This window comes from Streptomyces sp. NPDC048481 (assembly GCF_043200075.1).
GTDB lineage: Bacteria > Actinomycetota > Actinomycetes > Streptomycetales > Streptomycetaceae > Streptomyces.
This window is the reverse complement of record NZ_JBICXC010000008.1, coordinates 242,955-258,945: the sequence shown is the minus strand read 5'-3', so window position 1 is coordinate 258,945 and position 15,991 is coordinate 242,955. Positions and strand designations below refer to the sequence as shown.

At 70.4% G+C, this 15,991-nt stretch carries 10 protein-coding genes; 2 read left to right on the top strand and 8 right to left on the bottom strand.

The genetic code is table 11. From position 1 onward, the window contains the following. Nucleotides 1-73: 73 nt before the first annotated feature. The 7 genes from ACGFSH_RS24455 to ngcE form a co-directional block, all read right to left on the bottom strand. Complete coding sequence (locus tag ACGFSH_RS24455; protein ID WP_393352094.1) at nt 74-1,465, bottom strand: sugar ABC transporter permease; 1,392 nt, start codon at nt 1,463-1,465, stop codon at nt 74-76. Next, a complete protein-coding gene (locus ACGFSH_RS24450) occupies nt 1,462-2,253 on the bottom strand; it encodes an ATP-binding cassette domain-containing protein (RefSeq protein WP_393352091.1) in 792 nt (263 codons plus the stop codon). Before ACGFSH_RS24450 ends, ACGFSH_RS24455 begins: the two co-directional genes overlap by 4 nt. A gap of 291 nt (nt 2,254-2,544) precedes the next feature. Further along, nucleotides 2,545-3,642 (bottom strand): sugar ABC transporter substrate-binding protein, encoded by a 1,098-nt coding sequence (locus tag ACGFSH_RS24445; protein ID WP_393352088.1) that lies wholly within the window; start codon nt 3,640-3,642, stop codon nt 2,545-2,547. A gap of 123 nt (nt 3,643-3,765) precedes the next feature. Further along, entirely contained in the window at nt 3,766-4,965 is a 1,200-nt protein-coding gene (locus tag ACGFSH_RS24440; protein WP_393352086.1) for an ROK family transcriptional regulator, read from the bottom strand. A 534-nt stretch (nt 4,966-5,499) separates the two neighbouring features. Then, on the bottom strand, nt 5,500-6,432 hold the full coding sequence (locus ACGFSH_RS24435; RefSeq protein WP_393352084.1) for a carbohydrate ABC transporter permease: 933 nt from the start codon (nt 6,430-6,432) through the stop codon (nt 5,500-5,502). Nucleotides 6,433-6,434: 2 nt separating this feature from the next. Next, nucleotides 6,435-7,361: a carbohydrate ABC transporter permease gene (locus tag ACGFSH_RS24430; protein ID WP_393352081.1), complete on the bottom strand. Its 927-nt coding sequence runs from the start codon at nt 7,359-7,361 to the stop codon at nt 6,435-6,437. Nucleotides 7,362-7,405: 44 nt separating this feature from the next. Continuing rightward, nucleotides 7,406-8,926 carry an N-acetylglucosamine/diacetylchitobiose ABC transporter substrate-binding protein gene (gene ngcE / locus ACGFSH_RS24425; protein ID WP_393352078.1) on the bottom strand — a complete coding sequence of 507 codons (1,521 nt, stop codon included), beginning with the start codon at nt 8,924-8,926 and terminating at the stop codon, nt 7,406-7,408. A 382-nt stretch (nt 8,927-9,308) separates the two neighbouring features. Here ngcE and ACGFSH_RS24420 point away from each other — a divergent pair, with 382 nt between their 5' ends. Both ACGFSH_RS24420 and ACGFSH_RS24415 read left to right on the top strand, forming a co-directional pair. Further along, the gene (locus ACGFSH_RS24420; RefSeq protein ID WP_393352075.1) at nt 9,309-13,133 is read left to right on the top strand and encodes a GH92 family glycosyl hydrolase; all 3,825 of its coding nucleotides are present in this window, start codon (nt 9,309-9,311) and stop codon (nt 13,131-13,133) included. Nucleotides 13,134-13,241: 108 nt separating this feature from the next. Then, nucleotides 13,242-15,251, top strand: a complete 2,010-nt coding sequence (locus ACGFSH_RS24415; protein ID WP_393352073.1) for an alpha-glucuronidase — start codon at nt 13,242-13,244, stop codon at nt 15,249-15,251. A gap of 36 nt (nt 15,252-15,287) precedes the next feature. Here the strand turns inward: ACGFSH_RS24415 and ACGFSH_RS24410 are convergent, their stop codons facing one another. After that, the gene (locus ACGFSH_RS24410) at nt 15,288-15,971 is read right to left on the bottom strand and encodes a hypothetical protein (protein ID WP_393352070.1); all 684 of its coding nucleotides are present in this window, start codon (nt 15,969-15,971) and stop codon (nt 15,288-15,290) included. Between the last annotated feature and the right edge of the window lie 20 nt (nt 15,972-15,991).

Here is a 15,991-nt window from a genome sequence, read left to right as displayed (position 1 = left end):
ACACGACCGTGCCCGGCATCCACCGGGATGCCGGGCACGGGGTGCTGCGAAAGCCCTGGGTGAGGGACGCGGTCTAGCCGCGGCCCGCCGCCTTCTGGCTCTTGCGGGACACCGAGTCGATGACGACGGCGCCGAGCAGAACACCACCGGTGATCATGTACTGGATCGAGGTGTTCATGTTCAGCAGGTCCAGACCGGTCTGGATGGACTGGATGACCAGCATGCCCAGCAGCGCGGACCAGACGGTGCCGCGGCCGCCGAAGAGGCTGGTGCCGCCGATGACGGCCGCCGCGATGGCGAGCATCAGGGTGTTGCCGCCGCCGGCGCTCAGCGAGGCGCCCGCGGTCTGACCGGCGAAGAACATGCCACCGACCGCCGCGAAGCCGCCGGAGATGGCGAACACGGTGATGCGGATCATCGGCACGTTGATGCCGGCACGGCGGGCGGCCTCGATGCCGCCGCCGACCGCGAAGACCTTGCGGCCGTAGGTGGTGCGGCGGAGCACGAAGTCCACGATCACCAGCGCGGCCAGGAAGATCACCAGCGCGTTGGAGACGCCGGAGGCGTTGTTCAGCACGGCGGCGGAGACGAACGCGGCGAGCGCGAGCAGGCCCACGCGCAGCAGGATCTCGCCGGTCGGGCGGAACGGCACCCCGGCGGCCCGGCGGCGGCGCTGCTCACCGAAGTTGCCGACCGCGGACAGCACGACGGCGAGACCGGCCAGGATGTAGGCGCCGATGATCGCCTGGTCCATGAAGAAGGAGTTCTGGCCGAGCAGGTGGACCGGGCCTGAGTCCGACGGCAGGTTGATCGTGCCGCTGGAGCCCAGCAGCCACAGCATCAGACCGTTCCAGCCGAGGAAGCCGGCCAGGGTCACCACGAACGCCGGTACGCCGATCTTCGCGAAGAACCAGCCCTGAAGGGCGCCGACGGCGATGCCGACGAGGATCGCCAGGACCAGCGACAGCCACGGGTTCACCCCGTGGTCGGTCACGAACACGGCGAACAGCGCGGACGCCAGGCCGCTGACGGAACCGACCGACAGGTCGATCTCGCCCAGCAGCAGCACGAACACCAGGCCGATGGCGAGCATGCCGGTGGCCGAGAGGAAGTAGCTGATGTTGGAGAGGTTGGCGGCGCTCAGGAAGCGGTCGTTCTGCAGCTGGAAGATCGTCCAGATGACGATCAGGCCGATGACGACGGGGATCTGCCCCAGCTCACCGCCCTTGACCTTGCGCTTGAACTCGGTGAGGTAGCCCTTGAGGCCCTCCTCGCGGATCAGCAGACGCGGGTCGACGACGGTGACGGGCGCCGCCGTCGGGTCGTCCGCGGGGGCCACGGTCTCCTGGCCGGCGACCACGCCCTCGGTCTTGCCGACCTCGGTCGCCGTCGCGGCCTTCTCGGTCTTCGTGCCCTTCACGGGCTCCGAGGAGTCGCTCTTGACGGGCTTCGACGTGTCGCTCACTTTGCCGCCTCCGCGGTGCGACGCCCCGCACGACGGGTCACGGCGTTGTCCGTGGCACCCGTGATCGCGGCGATGATCTCTTCGTGGCTGGTGTCCTTCACGGGGAAGGAGCCGTTGTTCTTGCCCAGACGCAGGACGGCGACGGTGTCGGCGACCGCCTTGACGTCGGCCATGTTGTGGCTGATGAGGATGACGCCGAGGTTGCGCTCACGCAGCCGTTCGACCAGGTCGAGGACCTGCGCGGTCTGCTCGACGCCGAGGGCGGCCGTGGGCTCGTCGAGGATGACGACCTTCGGCTCGCCGATCAGCGCGCGGGCGATGGCGACGACCTGGCGCTGACCGCCCGAGAGGCTCGCGATCGGGATGCGCACGCTCGGGATGCGGATGGAGAGCGTGGACAGCAGTTCCCGCGCGTTCTTCTCCATCGTCACCTCGTCGATGACGCCGCGGTGCAGCAGCTCACGTCCGAGGTAGAGGTTGCCGACCACGTCGAGGTTGTCGCACAGGGCGAGGTCCTGGTAGACGGTCGCGACGCCGAGTCCCTGGGCGTCGTGCGGCTTGGTGATGCTGACGGGCCTGCCTTCCCACTCGATGACGCCCTCATCGATGGGATGGACACCCGCGATCGTCTTGACCAGGGTGGACTTTCCTGCGCCGTTGTCGCCCACCAGGGCGACCACTTCTCCGGCGTGGACCTCCAGCTCGACCTCGGTGAGTGCCTGGACCGCACCGAATCGCTTGGAGACCCCGCGCAACGCCAACACGGGCGTAGCGGACACGTGAACCATCTCCTTCGCCGCCTGACCGGCGGGGATGCCGCGCGCAACGAACAGGCGCGGAGGGATGTGCGCGACGCGCGGGTGACGCGGCGCCGACGCACGAGGTTTACAAGATGAACATGCGCGAATCCGCCGCTCCTGGCAACGGTTCCGTCCGACGCCCGCCCCGGCAGCGGGGTGTGAAGGTGGGGCGGGCGTCGGACAGGTCTCGCGGGACCGCCGGGGGGCGGTCGACGGGTCCCGGGGAACGGACCGCGTCCGGCTCACGCCGGCCGGGACGGTTCCCCGGGAGGGGGGCCGCTACTGGAGGCCGGCGGCCTTGCAGGCGGCGGCGTACTCGGGCGTGCAGATCTGGGCGACCGTGAAGAGCCCGTCCTTGACGACCGTGTCCTTGATGTTGGCCTTGGTGACCGACACCGGGGTCAGCAGCTGCGAGGGCACCTTGTCGCCGGAGCCGCTGGTCAGCGTCTGGGTGGCGAGGGACTTGATGTCCTTGCCCTCCAGCAGGTTGACGGCGAGCTGGGCGGCGGTCTCGGCCTCGGGCTTGTAGGCCTTGTAGACCGTGGCGGACTGGGTGCCGGCGACGATCCGCTGGATGGCCGCGAGCTCCGCGTCCTGACCGGTCAGCGGGATGTTGCTGATCTTTGCACCCTTGAGGGTGTTGGCGATGCCGCCGGCCATGCCGTCGTTGGCGGCGTAGACGCCGGCGATGTTCTTCGCGCCCAGCTGGGTGATGGCCGCGGACATCTTCTGCGCGGCGACGGTGTCCTTCCACAGGCCGGACTGCTCGTAGGCGATGTCGACCTTGCCGTCGAGGATCTTGTGCGCGCCCTGCTTGAACTGGGCGGCGTTCGGGTCGGCGTCGTCACCGTTGATCATGACGATCTTCGACTTCGGGGTGGCCTTGGCGCCGAGGGCGTCGAGCAGGGCCTGGCCCTGGAGCTCGCCGACCTTGACGTTGTCGAAGGACACGTAGGCGCTGACCGGGCCCTGGGCGAGACGGTCGTACGCGACGACCTTGACGCCCTTGTCCACCGCGGACTTGATGGACGACTTGATCGCGGCCGAGTCCTGGGCGGAGATCACGATGACCTTCACGCCCTTGGTGACCATGTTGCTGACCTGCTGGGCCTGCTTGGCCGGGTCGGCCGCGGCGTTCGCGTACTCCAGCTTGCAGTCGGAGCAGAGCGCCTTGACCTTGGCGTCGAAGTACGGCTTGTCGAACTTCTCGTACCGCGCGGTGACGCTGTCGGGGAGCAGCAGGCCGATGGACTTGTCGCCCGAGCTGCTGCTGCCGGAGTCGCTGTCCTTGTCGCCGGCCTTGCCGCACGCGGCAATCGACAGTGCCATGGAGACGGCGGTGGCGCCGATCACGACTCTACGCATCGTTGCGTTCATTTGGGGTGTGCCTCCCTGACAGGGCCGCAACGCTGCGGCCGAGGTGGCTGGAAGTCAACTCGGCCACACGTGCGACGTCAAGAAGTAAATACTTAACGAGATGGCAACGGCGTCATTCGTTCTCTAAGTGAAGGCAGGTGTCGCGGCGGTCAGCGTGCCGTCCAAAAGGGTCGAATCACCCATCTCGCTGAGTGCGAGAGCGAGCGCTCCGAGCACCTCGGCACGACCCCCAAGTGCCCCTGGGAGAACGGAGAGTTGACGCGCGGCGCTCGGGATCGCATAGCGGCCGACGGACTCTCTTATCGGCCCGAGCACCAGTTCACCGGCCTCGGCGAGATCGCCGCCGAGGACCACCCGGCTCGGGTTCAGCAGGTTGCAGAGATTGGCGACTCCACTGCCGATGTGTCGGCCGACGTCGGCGATCACCCGACGGCAGCCCGGGTCTCCGTCCCTGGCCAGCCGCACGACGCCTTCCATCGTCAGATCCGTGCCATGGCTGGACTGGAGGAGCGGCAGCACATAGCGCGCGGCCGCGAAGGTCTCCAGGCAGCCCCGGTTCCCGCAGCGGCAGACGGGGCCGGATTCATCGAGTGTAATATGTCCGATTTCTCCTGCGGTGCCGCCGGGGCCGCGATAGATCTTCCCGTCGATCACCAGACCTGCGCCGACACCGCTCGCGACCTTGATGTACGCGAGGTCGCGCACGCCCCTGCCGCTGCCCCAGACCATCTCGCCGAGGGCGCCGAGGTTGGCGTCGTTGTCCACGTGCACGGTGACGCCCAGCCGGCCCTTCATCTCCTCGGCGGGGCGGGTGCCGATCCAGCCGGGCAGGATCGCGGAGGAGCCGAGGCTGCCGGACTCCAGATCGATCGGCCCGGGCACGCCCAGACCCACTCCGGCGACCTTCGCGCGGTCCACCCCGGTGGCCTCGATCAACCGGCTGACCAGCTGTTCCGCCCGGTCGAAGCCCTGGGTGGACGAGGCGTCCACGTCCAGCGGCTCCGACTCCTCGGCGAGCACCTGGTGGGCCAGATTCCCCACGGCGACCCGGAGATGGGTATGCCCGAAATCGACGCCGATGACGATGCCCGCGTCCCCGCTCAGACTGACGCTGCGGGCCCGGCGGCCACCGGCCGAGGTGGGCGTGACCTCGACGGTTCCGCCGTCCTTGAGTTCGCGCACGATGTTGGAGACGGTCGCGGCCGACAGTCCGGTCGTCCGGGCGATCTCCGCCTGGGTGAGGGACCCGGCCAGGCGCACGGCGCGTACGACTCGCTCCAGGTTGGCTCGGTGCAGCGACGACTGCGACCCCGGAGTCTCCACGACGACCTCCTGCGCGCGGGGCCGCTTCGATGAGGCCCCTATGTCCAACTAGTGAACTCTAAGCTGAGCTGTTCGGGTCGCCTCCCGTCAAGAGGTTGAACAGTATCCGCATGCGTGCGAAGAAACACGGAGGGTGGCGGAGCCCTCGGTCGCGGGGTGTACGGGGCCGGGTGCGGGGCGTGGCGGGCACGGCTCCGCGGGAACGTGTCGCCCACGCTCACCGCTTCGGCCCAGCGCCTCTCACCCACTCGCCGCACCGCGCCCGGGACGGCGTCCCACCCGCCCCGCGCACCCGCGGACGCGCAGAGGGGCGGGTGCGCGGGGCGCGGACGGCGCCAGCGTCGCCGGGAGGCGCGGGGGCGGGCGGCGGGAGAGCGCCGGGCGAGCGGGCAGGCGGGCGGTCGTGCCTGTTCAGACGCCGGATGCGCGTCGGATGCGGGCCGCGCGTGAGCCGGGGCGCGGGCCGAGGTGCGGGCCGGCGTGCGGGGGGTCCGGTGCGTCCTCGCGCCCCGTTCCGCCCCCGCGCCGGCGGCGCTACTTCAGCGCGCCCGCCGTCAGGCCCTGGACCACCTGGCGCTGGAAGACGATGTACGCGGCCAGCACGGGCAGCATCGCCATCACCAGTCCGGCGAACAGTCCCGACCAGTCGCCCTTGTATCCCTGGCTGACGGCCAGTTGGACCAGCCCCTGGGTGAGGACGCGCTTGTCGGGGTCGGTGTTGAGCACCGTCGGGAGCATGTACTGGTTCCACTGCCCCAGGAAGTTGAAGATGCCGACGCTGATCAGACCGGGCTTCGCCATCGGCAGCATGATCTGGAAGAAGGTGCGGCTGTGCGAGGCGCCGTCGACGAAGGCGGCCTCCGCCACCGAGGCGGGAAGGGTGCGGAAGAAGGCCGTCAGGAAGAACACCGTGAACGGCAGGGAGTAGGCGATGTAGACCAGGATCAGGCCGTGGATGGTGTTGAGCAGCCCCATGTTGTTCACGACGTAGAAGAGCGGCACCAGCGCCAGCATGATCGGGAAGCCCATGCCGGCGATGAAGAGGTAGTAGACGAAGCGGTTGCCCGGGAAGTCGAAGCGGGCCAGGACGTAGGCCGCCATCGAGCCGAGGGCGAGCGTGCCGGTCAGCGAACCGCCGACCACCAGCACGGTGTTGAGGAAGTAGTCACCCATGTCGGCCTCGGTCCAGGCCCGCGACCAGTTGTCGAAGTGCAGGGTGCCGGGCAGCGACCAGGGCGAGCCGAAGATGGAGCTGTCGTCCTTGAAGGAGGTCATCACCGCCCAGAGCAGCGGCAGGACGACCATCACCGCCCAGAGGGCCAGAATGCCGTGGGAGAAGGCGTTCAGCACCTTTCCGTCGCTTTTCTCCCTCGCCGGTCCCTCCTTCGCGGGCGGGCCGGCTTTGCTGACGGACGCGCCGGAGCCGGGGTCGGCCGGCAGGGGCGCGGAGGTCTCGGTCGTCTTCATCGTCAGTACTCCAGCCGCTCGCGCCGGCCCAGCCGCAGCACGAGCGCGGCGAAGGCCAGCGTCACGACGAGCAGGGCGACGCCGATGGTGGTGGCGTAGGCGGCCTGACCGTCGCGGAAGGCCTTCTGGTAGACGTACAGCACCATGACGGTGGTCGAGTAGTCGGGGCCGCCCGGCCCGGTCGTCATGATCTGCACGACCGCGAACGACTCGGCGCCCAGCGCGAGGATGCCCATGTAGACCCAGCCCGACTGCACCGTGTCCCAGAGCAGCGGGAGGGTGAGGCGGAAGAACGTCGTGGACCGGTTCGCGCCGTCGAGCAGCGCGGCCTCGTAGAGGTCGGCGGGGATGGAGGCCATGCCTGCCGAGAACAGGACCACGAAGAATCCGACCGTCGACCAGACGAGCACGGCCATGACGCACCACAGCGCGAGGCCGGGATCGCCGAGCCAGAGTGGCTGTACGCCGTCCAGGCCGATCCCGCGCAGGAACGAGTTGACGGCGCCGCTGTCCGGGTTGTACGCGAAGGCGAACAGCAGGGCGACGATGGCGATGGAGAGCACCTGCGGGAAGAAATACACGATCTTGTAGAAGGAGGAGCCGCGGACGCCGGACACCACCGGACCGCCTCTTCGTCGCCGCCCGCCGACATTGATCATGAAGGAGAAGAACAGCGCCAGTCCGATCGTCACCAGCGGCAGCACGACCGCGAACATCAGACTGTGCTGGAGGGACTTCCAGAAGATGTCGTCGTCCAGCATCCTGCGGTAATTGGCCAGGCCGACCATCGTGAATTCGGGGCTGAGGCCGGTCCAGTCCGTGAACGAGTAGTAGATGGACTGGACGAACGGCCACACCACGAAGAGCGCGTACAGCCCCAGGGGCGGCGCCAGGAACCCCACGATGAACCGGTATTTGCCGTGCTGCATCGCCACTCCGGTGCTTCTGCGGACGCTTCGCGGTGTTTCCGTCGTCACTGGTGCTTGTAATGCTTGACCGAGGCGTCCTTGGCGGTCGCGTCGGCGTAGTCCTGGATTTTCTTGATCGCCTCGGCGGGGGTGATCCGGCCGGCCATCATCTCGCCCAGACCGGAGACCCCGATCTTCTCCTTCTGCAACTGGACGTACCAGTCCTGAAGCCGTGGATTCACCACGTTGGAGCCCGCCTTGTCCAGGGCGGCGACGCCCGACTTCAGCCCCGGTGTCAGCGTGATGCCGTCGGTGCCGCCGTTGTACGCGGTGAGCGACTTGACCTTGGAGGTGAAGTTCTTCGACGACGCCTCGCTGAGCATGACGCGCAGTTGCTCCATGCCGCCGGCGGTGTTGTTCGCCTTGGCCGGGACGATGAACGGCTCGCCGCCGGAGGCCCAGATGGTGCCGAAGGGCATCTTGTCGGAGGAGTCGATGCCGGTGGGCGCGGACACCGCCAGGTCGAAGTCCGCCGGGATGACGTTCGCCGACTCGTTCTCCACCCAGGACCCGTTGGGGAGGAACAGCGCCTTGCCCTTGGCCCACGCGGTCTGCGACTGGATGTGGTCGAGCCCCGGAGTGCCCTTCAGCACGTAGCCCTTCTTGTAGAGCTCGTAGTACGCCTCGAAGCACGCCTTCACGGCCGGGTGCCGCCAGGCGTTCGGCTCCAGGTTGTCGATGGCGTCGAGGACCTCTCGGCCACCCACCTTGCCGATCATCGGGTACAGCGAGAAGGGAAGGTAATAGGGGTACTTGCCCGCATACGTCCAGCCGGCGATGCCCTTCTTCTTGGCCTTCGCGCAGACCGCGAGCATCTCGTCCCAGGTCTGCGGATACTCGGCGTCGAGCGAGCCGAGCGCCTTCTGTGAGTACCAGACGCCGTAGACGGTGTAGGCGTAGTACATGATCCACACCGGGGCGCCGTCGAACTGGCCCATCTCGACGATGCCGGGGCGCAGGGTGTCGCGGACCTTCTTGGCCGGGTCGTCGAAGGAGGGGGCGTCGAGGAGCGGCGTGAGGTCGGCGAGCTGGTTCTTGCCCACCAGGACGCCCATGTCCATCTGTTCGGCGCCGGAGTTGTCGATGAGGTCGGGCGGGGTGCCCTGGTTGAAACGGGGCTGGAGCGTCGACTGGATCTTCTGCGTGGCCGAGAACTTCACCTTCGCTCCGGGGAAGTTCTTCTCGTAGATCTTCACCGCGTCCTCGGCGTACTCCTTGCCGAAACCGCCGTCGAACAGGACGAATTCCAGCTGGGCGGTCTCGTTGACGGCGAGCGGGTTCTTCGCGGTCTTCTTTCCCGCCTTGGCCTTGTCCTCGCCGCCCCCGCCGCTGCTGGCGCAGGCCGCCAGGAATCCCATCGCCGGGACGGAGATCAGGCCGAGGGCCGCCGATCTCCTGATCAGATCTCTGCGCCCGACGCCCGCGGCGCCCTTGCTCTCGAAACCGCGCCTTCCGGCGCGCCGGCCGGCGTCGTGCTTCTCGAAGCCCTCGTGCTCAGGGCCGTGGTGCTCGGAGGGGGATCCCATGCTCAAGTCCTCGCCTTCTCCGGAACTCGGGCGGTGCGCCGGATCCTTCCCGGCGCCGCGGTCGGGTCAAGCAGGGTCGTACGGAGCGCGTGGTGCGGAGGTCTCACGGGACGGAGGGTGAATCGCCGACAGGTATAGTCCATTCCCGGCCGAATGGGCAAGATCGAATACAAGGTTGGCCGCGGGTCTTTTCCGAGTTGAGACCTCCTGGAAATATGACCGGCGGACGGGCGCCTTGCCGGAGAATTGCATGAAATGACCCCTCACCGACGCCCTCAACCTTCTTGACATCACTGTCCACTTGCCCACCTACTGATTCCTGCGCAACCAGGAGGACAACGTTGTCCGGGGCGTGGTCCGGCGCTGGGGAGGGTGCTCACGCATGCAAAGGTCTGGGCGGTGGTGGGCGGTCGTGATCGCGGCCGTTGTGGTCGTGACGGCCGGCGGCCCACCGGGAACGGCGGCCGCGCTGCCGTCCCGGGACCCGCTCCCCGAGCGGGAGTTCGCCTCGTCGTTCGAGGCGGGTGAGCGCGCCCCGGACTGGCTGAGCACCGTCGAGTCCGCACCCGTCGGCGGCAAGCGCGCCTCGGGCGTCGACGGCGGCTACGGCGGCGGGCTTCCCGGCGACGTGACCGACCGGGTCACCGACGTCCGGGCCAGTGCCGAGAACACGGCGGGCGGCGAGGTGAAGGAGAACCTCGTCGACGGCGAGGCGAGCACCAAGTGGCTGGCCTTCGCCGCCGACGGCTGGGTCGAGTTCGACCTCGACCGGCCCGCCCGGGTGAGCGCCTACGCGCTGACGTCCGCGAACGACGCCGCCGAGCGCGACCCCGCCGACTGGACCCTGTCCGGCTCGGCGGACGGCACCGCCTGGACCCGGCTCGACAGCCGCACCGGGGAGTCCTTCGCCGAGCGGTTGCAGACCCGCGCCTACGACCTCGCGGCCCCGGCCGAGTACCGGCACTTCCGGCTGGACGTCTCCCGCAACCACGGCGCCCCGATCCTGCAACTCGCCGACGTGCGGTTCGGCACCGGCGGGGACGACGGGCCCGTCCCGCCGGACATGCTCACCACCGTGGACCGCGGACCCGCCGGATCGCCGACGGCCAAGGCCCAAGCCGGGTTCACGGGCCGCAGGGCGCTGCGCTACGCGGGCCGGCACACCGCCGCCGGCCGGGCGTACTCGTACAACAAGGTCTTCGACGTCGACGTGCGGGTCGGCCCGCGCACCCGGCTCGCCTACCGGATCTTCCCCGCGATGGCGGACGGCGACCTGGACTACGCGGCCACCCACGTCTCGGTCGACCTGGCCTTCACGGACGGGACGTATCTGAGCGCGCTCGGCGCGCGCGACCAGTACGGGTTCCCGTTGTCGCCCCGCGGGCAGGGCGCGGCGAAGGTGCTCTACGTCAACCAGTGGAACGACGTGGTGGCGGGGATCGGCGCGGTGGCGGCGGGGAAGACCGTCGACCGGATCCTGCTGGCCTACGACTCCCCCGCCGGGCCCGCCCGGTTCCGGGGCTGGGTGGACGACGTCGCGCTGCGCACGGCGGCCCCGGAGCCGAGGAAGGCCCATCTCTCGGACTACGCGCTGACGACGCGCGGCACCCAGTCCAGCGGCGCCTTCTCCCGGGGGAACACGTTCCCCGCCACGGCGGTGCCCCATGGCTTCAACTTCTGGACGCCGGTGACGAACGCGTCGTCGCTCGGCTGGCTGTACGACTACGCACGCGGCAACAACGCCGACAACCTGCCCACGATCCAGGCGTTCGGCGCGAGCCACGAGCCGAGTCCCTGGATGGGCGACCGGCAGACGTTCCAGGTGATGCCGTCCGCCGCGGCCGGCGTCCCGGACACCGGACGGACGGATCGGGCACTGGCCTTCCGGCACACGAACGAGACGGCCCGCCCCTACTACTACGGCGTGCGTTTCGAGAACGGCCTCAGGGCCGAACTGGCCCCCACCGACCACGCGGCCGCCCTTCGCTTCACCTACCCGGGCCCGGACGCGAGCGTCGTCTTCGACAACGTCACCGAGCAGGCCGGGCTCGCGCTGGACGAGGAAGCCGGTGTCGTCACCGGCTACTCGGACGTGAAGTCGGGGCTGTCGGCGGGAGCGACCCGGCTCTTCGTGTACGGCGAGTTCGACGCGCCGGTGACCGACGGCGCGTCGAACGGGGTGAAGGGCTACCTGCGGTTCGACGCGGGCGCCGACCGCACCGTCACCCTGCGCCTGGCGACCTCGCTCATCGGCGTCGACCAGGCCCGGGACAACCTGCGGCGGGAGATCCCGGCGGGCACCGATTTCGCGACCGTCGAGGCGCGGGCCCAGCGGCAGTGGGACGACCTCCTGGGCAGGGTGGAGGTCGAAGGCGCGAGCCAGGACCAGCTGACGACGCTGTACTCCAGCCTGTACCGGCTGTACCTGTACCCCAACTCCGGTTTCGAGCAGGTGGGCGACACGTACCGGTACGCCTCGCCCTTCTCGCCGATGCCGGGCCCCGACACGCCCACGCACACCGGCGCGCGGATCGTGGACGGCAAGGTCTACGTGAACAACGGTTTCTGGGACACCTACCGGACGACCTGGCCCGCCTACGCGCTGCTCACCCCGAAGCAGGCCGGCGTGCTGGCCGACGGTTTCGTGCAGCAGTACAAGGACGGCGGCTGGACCTCCCGCTGGTCCTCCCCCGGTTACGCCGACCTGATGACCGGCACGTCCTCGGACGTGGCCTTCGCCGACGCGTACGTCAAGGGGGTGCGCTTCGACGCCGCGGCGGCCTACGAGGCGGCCCTGAAGAACGCGACGGTCGTCCCGCCCGCCTCGGGGGTGGGCCGCAAGGGCATGTCGACCTCCCCCTTCCTCGGCTACACGAGCACCGCCACCCACGAGGGGCTGTCGTGGGCGCTGGAGGGCTACCTCAACGACTACGGCATCGCACGCATGGGCCAGGCCCTGTACCGGCGGACGGGCCTGGAGCGCTACAAGGAGGAGTCCGCGTACTTCCTGAACCGCGCCCAGGGCTATGTGCACCTCTTCGACCCCGAAGCCGGCTTCTTCCAGGGCAAGGACGACAAGGGCGGCCGGCGGGTGCCGTCCGGCGACTACGACCCGAGGGTGTGGGGCTACGACTACACCGAGACCAACGGCTGGGGCTACGCCTTCACCGCGCCGCAGGACAGCCGCGGCCTGGCCGCCCTGTACGGCGGCCGCGGCGGACTGGCGAAGAAGCTCGACGCCTACTTCGCCACCCCGGAGACCGCCTCCCCCCGGTTCGCGGGCTCGTACGGCGGGGTGATCCACGAGATGACCGAGGCCAGGGACGTGCGGATGGGCATGTACGGGCACTCCAACCAGGTCGCCCATCACGCCGTCTACATGTACGACGCGGCCGGGCAGCCGTGGAAGACGCAGGCGAAGGCGCGCGAGGTGCTCTCCCGGCTCTACACGGGCAGCGCGATCGGACAGGGCTACCACGGCGACGAGGACAACGGCGAGCAGTCCGCCTGGTACCTGTTCTCCGCGCTCGGCTTCTACCCGCTGGTGATGGGCGGCGGCGAGTACGCGGTCGGCTCCCCCCTGTTCACCAAGGCGACCGTGCACCTGGAGAACGGCAAGGACCTGGTGGTCAGGGCGCCGCGGAACAGCGCGCGCAACGTCTACGTGCAGGGCCTGAAGGTCGACGGGCGTCCCTGGACGTCCACCGCGCTGCCCCACGCCCTCCTCGCCAAGGGCGCGGTCCTGGACTTCGCCATGGGGCCGCGGCCCTCTGCGTGGGGGACCGGCGAGAACGCGGGGCCGGTCTCGATCAGCCGTGACGACAAGGTCCCCACGCCCCGTACGGACGCGCTGAAGGGCGGCGGGGGCCCGCTGTTCGACGACACGTCGGCGACGCAGGCAGCCGTGCCGGACACGATCGTCCTGCCGGTCACGGCGCGGACCGCGGCGCGGCAGTACACCCTGACGTGCGCCGACCACACGCGCGCCCCCGGCGGCTGGACGTTGCAGGGGTCCGCGGACGGCCGTGCGTGGACGGACCTGGACCGGCGGTCCGCGGAGGACTTCCGGTGGGACCGCCAGACGCGGGCCTTCACGATCGCGCGGCCCGGCGGGTACGGGCACTACCGGCTGGTGTTCGACGGGAAGGACGGCACAGGCACAACGGCGGGCGAACTGCGCCTGGCGGAGGTCGAGTTGCTGTCCTGAAACCGGCGGCCGGCCACCGATGCCCGCTGTACCGGCGGCCACGCGTGTCCCAGAATGGGATCACGGCCTCGTCGGCGCCGCGCCGGTCCGCATCACCCGAGGGGGAGCATGCCGAACACCGTGCCCGTCCTGCCCGAGGGGGTCGACCCCGCCTGGCTGCCGCCCGAGGCGTTCCGGGCGCTGGGCGTGCGGCGGACCCGGGTCCACGGCTCGGGCCCGCTGGTGGAGACCGTGCACGGCGAAGTGGCCGCCGCCTGCGCGCGGTTCGGCGGGGAGACGACGCGGGGCGCGCCGGACGCCCCGGCCGCCTCGTACGACCTCGTCCTGCGCGTGGCCGACGACGGCGGCACCGGCGACGGTGACGGCGGCGAGGGGTTCGTCCTCGAACGTGCCGCGGGGACGACCACCGTCACGGCGGCCGGTCAACGCGGGCTGCTGTACGGGCTGTTCCACGTCGTACGGCTGGGCGAGGACGCCTTCCGCGGCGCACGGCCGCGCGAGGAGCACCGGCCGGCGACGGCCCTGCGGATGCTGGACCACTGGGACAACGTGGCTGTCCATCCGGTCATGGGGCAGGTGGAGCGCGGGTACGCCGGCGGCTCCCTGTTCTGGCAGGACGGGCGGGCCCGCGACGACCTCGAGCGCGTCCGGGCGTACGGCAGGCTGCTGGCGTCCTGCGGCGTCAACGCCGTGTCGGTCAACAACGTCAACGTGCACGACGTCGAGGCCCGTCTGCTCACCGACCGGATCGGCGACGTCGCGCGCATCGCCGGAGCGCTGCGGCCGTACGGCGTCCGGACGCATCTGTCGGTCACCTTCGCCGCGCCGGTGGTGCTCGGCCGGCTGCCCACCGCCGATCCCCTGGACGGCGCCGTGCGCGACTGGTGGGCGAAGGCCGTGCACGACGTGTACGAGGCGATCTGGGACTTCGGCGGGTTCGTGGTGAAGGCCGACTCGGAGGGCCGGCCCGGCCCGTTCACCTACGGCCGTACGCACGCGGACGGCGCGAACATGCTGGCCGCGGCCCTCGCCCCGTACGACGGCACGGTCCACTGGCGGGCCTTCGTGTACGACCACCGCCAGGACTGGCGGGACCGCTCGACCGACCGGGCGCGGGCCGCGTACGACCATTTCGCGCCGCTGGACGGGGAGTTCGCTCCCAACGCGGTGCTCCAGGTCAAGCACGGGCCGATGGACTTCCAGGTCCGCGAGCCGGTCTCGCCCGTGTTCGGCGCGCTGCCGCGCACCCGGGTCGCCGTGGAGGTGCAGGCCACCCAGGAGTACACCGGGCAGCAGCGGCACGTGTGCTGGCTCGGGCCGATGTGGAGCGAGGTGCTGCGCTTCCGTCCGGGCGGCGACCAGGGACCGACCGTCGCCGCGCTCGCGGGCGCCGGGGCGGTGGCGGTGTCCAACGTCGGCGACGACCCGTTCTGGACGGGGCATCCGCTGGCCCAGGCGAACCTCTACACCTTCGGCCGGCTCGCCTGGCGGCCGGACGCCGACCCGCTGCGGATCCTGGACGAGTGGATCGCGCTCACCTTCCCGGCCGCCCCCGGACGGCTGGCGGACGGTCTGCGCGCGGTGCTCCGGGGCTCCTGGCGGACCTACGAGAAGTACACCGCCCCGCTGGGCGTGGGCTTCATGGTGCAGCCCGGACATCACTACGGGCCCGCCGTCGACGGCTACGAGTACAGCCCCTGGGGCACGTACCACTTCGCCGACCGGGACGGGATCGGCGTCGACCGCAGCGTGGCGACCGGAACCGGTTTCGCGGGCCAGTACGGCGGCCCCTGGTCCGCGCTGTACGAGTCGGCGGCCTCGTGCCCGGACGAGTTGCTGCTGTTCTTCCACCACGTGCCCTACGGGCATGTCCTGAGCAGCGGGAAGACGGTCGTGCAGCACATCTACGACACGCACTTCGAAGGGGTCGAGGAGGCCGAGGAGGCCCGCCGGGTGTGGGCGGGCCTCGCGGATCTGGTGGACCCGGCGCGCCACGCGCGGGTCGCGGAACGCTATGACGAGCAGGTGCGCGTCGCCCGTGAGTGGCGGGACCAGGTGAACAGCTACTTCCTGCGCAAGTCGGGCATTCCCGACGAGCACGGGCGCACCGTCCACTGACGCGGTGGCGGCCCGCGTCGCGGGGGTGGTGCCCGCTCACGCGGTGAACTCCTCCCGGGTCTCGGCGATCACCGGGCGGCTCGACCGCAGCAGGGAGAGCAGCAGGGGTGCGGCGAGGAGGGCGGTCAGGGCCTCCGTGAACGCGGCGGTCACGGCGGCCGCGAGGACCAGCAGCGAGGCCGCGGACAGGGTGACGCTCCGCCGCCGGAGCAGGAAGTAGGCGGCCAGGCGCGCGGTGTCCCGGGCGCGGAAGGTGAACAGCGAGGTGAGGACGAGCGCGTGGGCGCCCCAGAGCAGACAGGCGGCGCCGACGGCTCCGAGGAGGACCGCCCACCACAGGGGCAGACCGGTGGCGGCGAAGTGGGTGAGGGTGAAGGCGATCACCGTGAGCCAGGCCGACAGCGGCGTCCACAGTCTCAGCGCGGGCAGCGCGTTCAGGCGCAGTCCGCGTGCGAACGCCCGGGCCGGGTGCAGGTCGGTGAGGTCCCGGCTGCGGTGATGCAGGGCGTACAGCGCGGCGGAGGCGGCCGGGGCGAGCGGCGTCAGGCAGACGGCGGCCAGGGGCAGGTTGGCCGGGTCGGGGCCCAGGGCCATCAGGCCGGCCAGGCCCGGCGCGGCGGTCGCGAGGAACAGGGCCTCGACCGTGAGGAGGGTGTGGAGCAGGGCGGCGGCGCGGGAGAGCGGTCCGGCGCCGAAACCGACGGTGTTCACGGTGCTCACGGGTCCCCCTGACAGGCGTT

Coding starts and splice junctions, on each gene's coding strand:
- ACGFSH_RS24450 (WP_393352091.1), bottom strand. CDS start 2,253: ATGGTTCACGTGTCCGCTACGCCCGTGTTGGCGTTGCGCGGGGTCTCC.
- ACGFSH_RS24445 (WP_393352088.1), bottom strand. CDS start 3,642: ATGAACGCAACGATGCGTAGAGTCGTGATCGGCGCCACCGCCGTCTCC.
- ACGFSH_RS24435 (WP_393352084.1), bottom strand. CDS start 6,432: ATGAAGACGACCGAGACCTCCGCGCCCCTGCCGGCCGACCCCGGCTCC.
- ACGFSH_RS24430 (WP_393352081.1), bottom strand. CDS start 7,361: ATGCAGCACGGCAAATACCGGTTCATCGTGGGGTTCCTGGCGCCGCCC.
- ngcE (WP_393352078.1), bottom strand. CDS start 8,926: ATGGGATCCCCCTCCGAGCACCACGGCCCTGAGCACGAGGGCTTCGAG.
- ACGFSH_RS24420 (WP_393352075.1), top strand. CDS start 9,309: ATGCAAAGGTCTGGGCGGTGGTGGGCGGTCGTGATCGCGGCCGTTGTG.
- ACGFSH_RS24415 (WP_393352073.1), top strand. CDS start 13,242: ATGCCGAACACCGTGCCCGTCCTGCCCGAGGGGGTCGACCCCGCCTGG.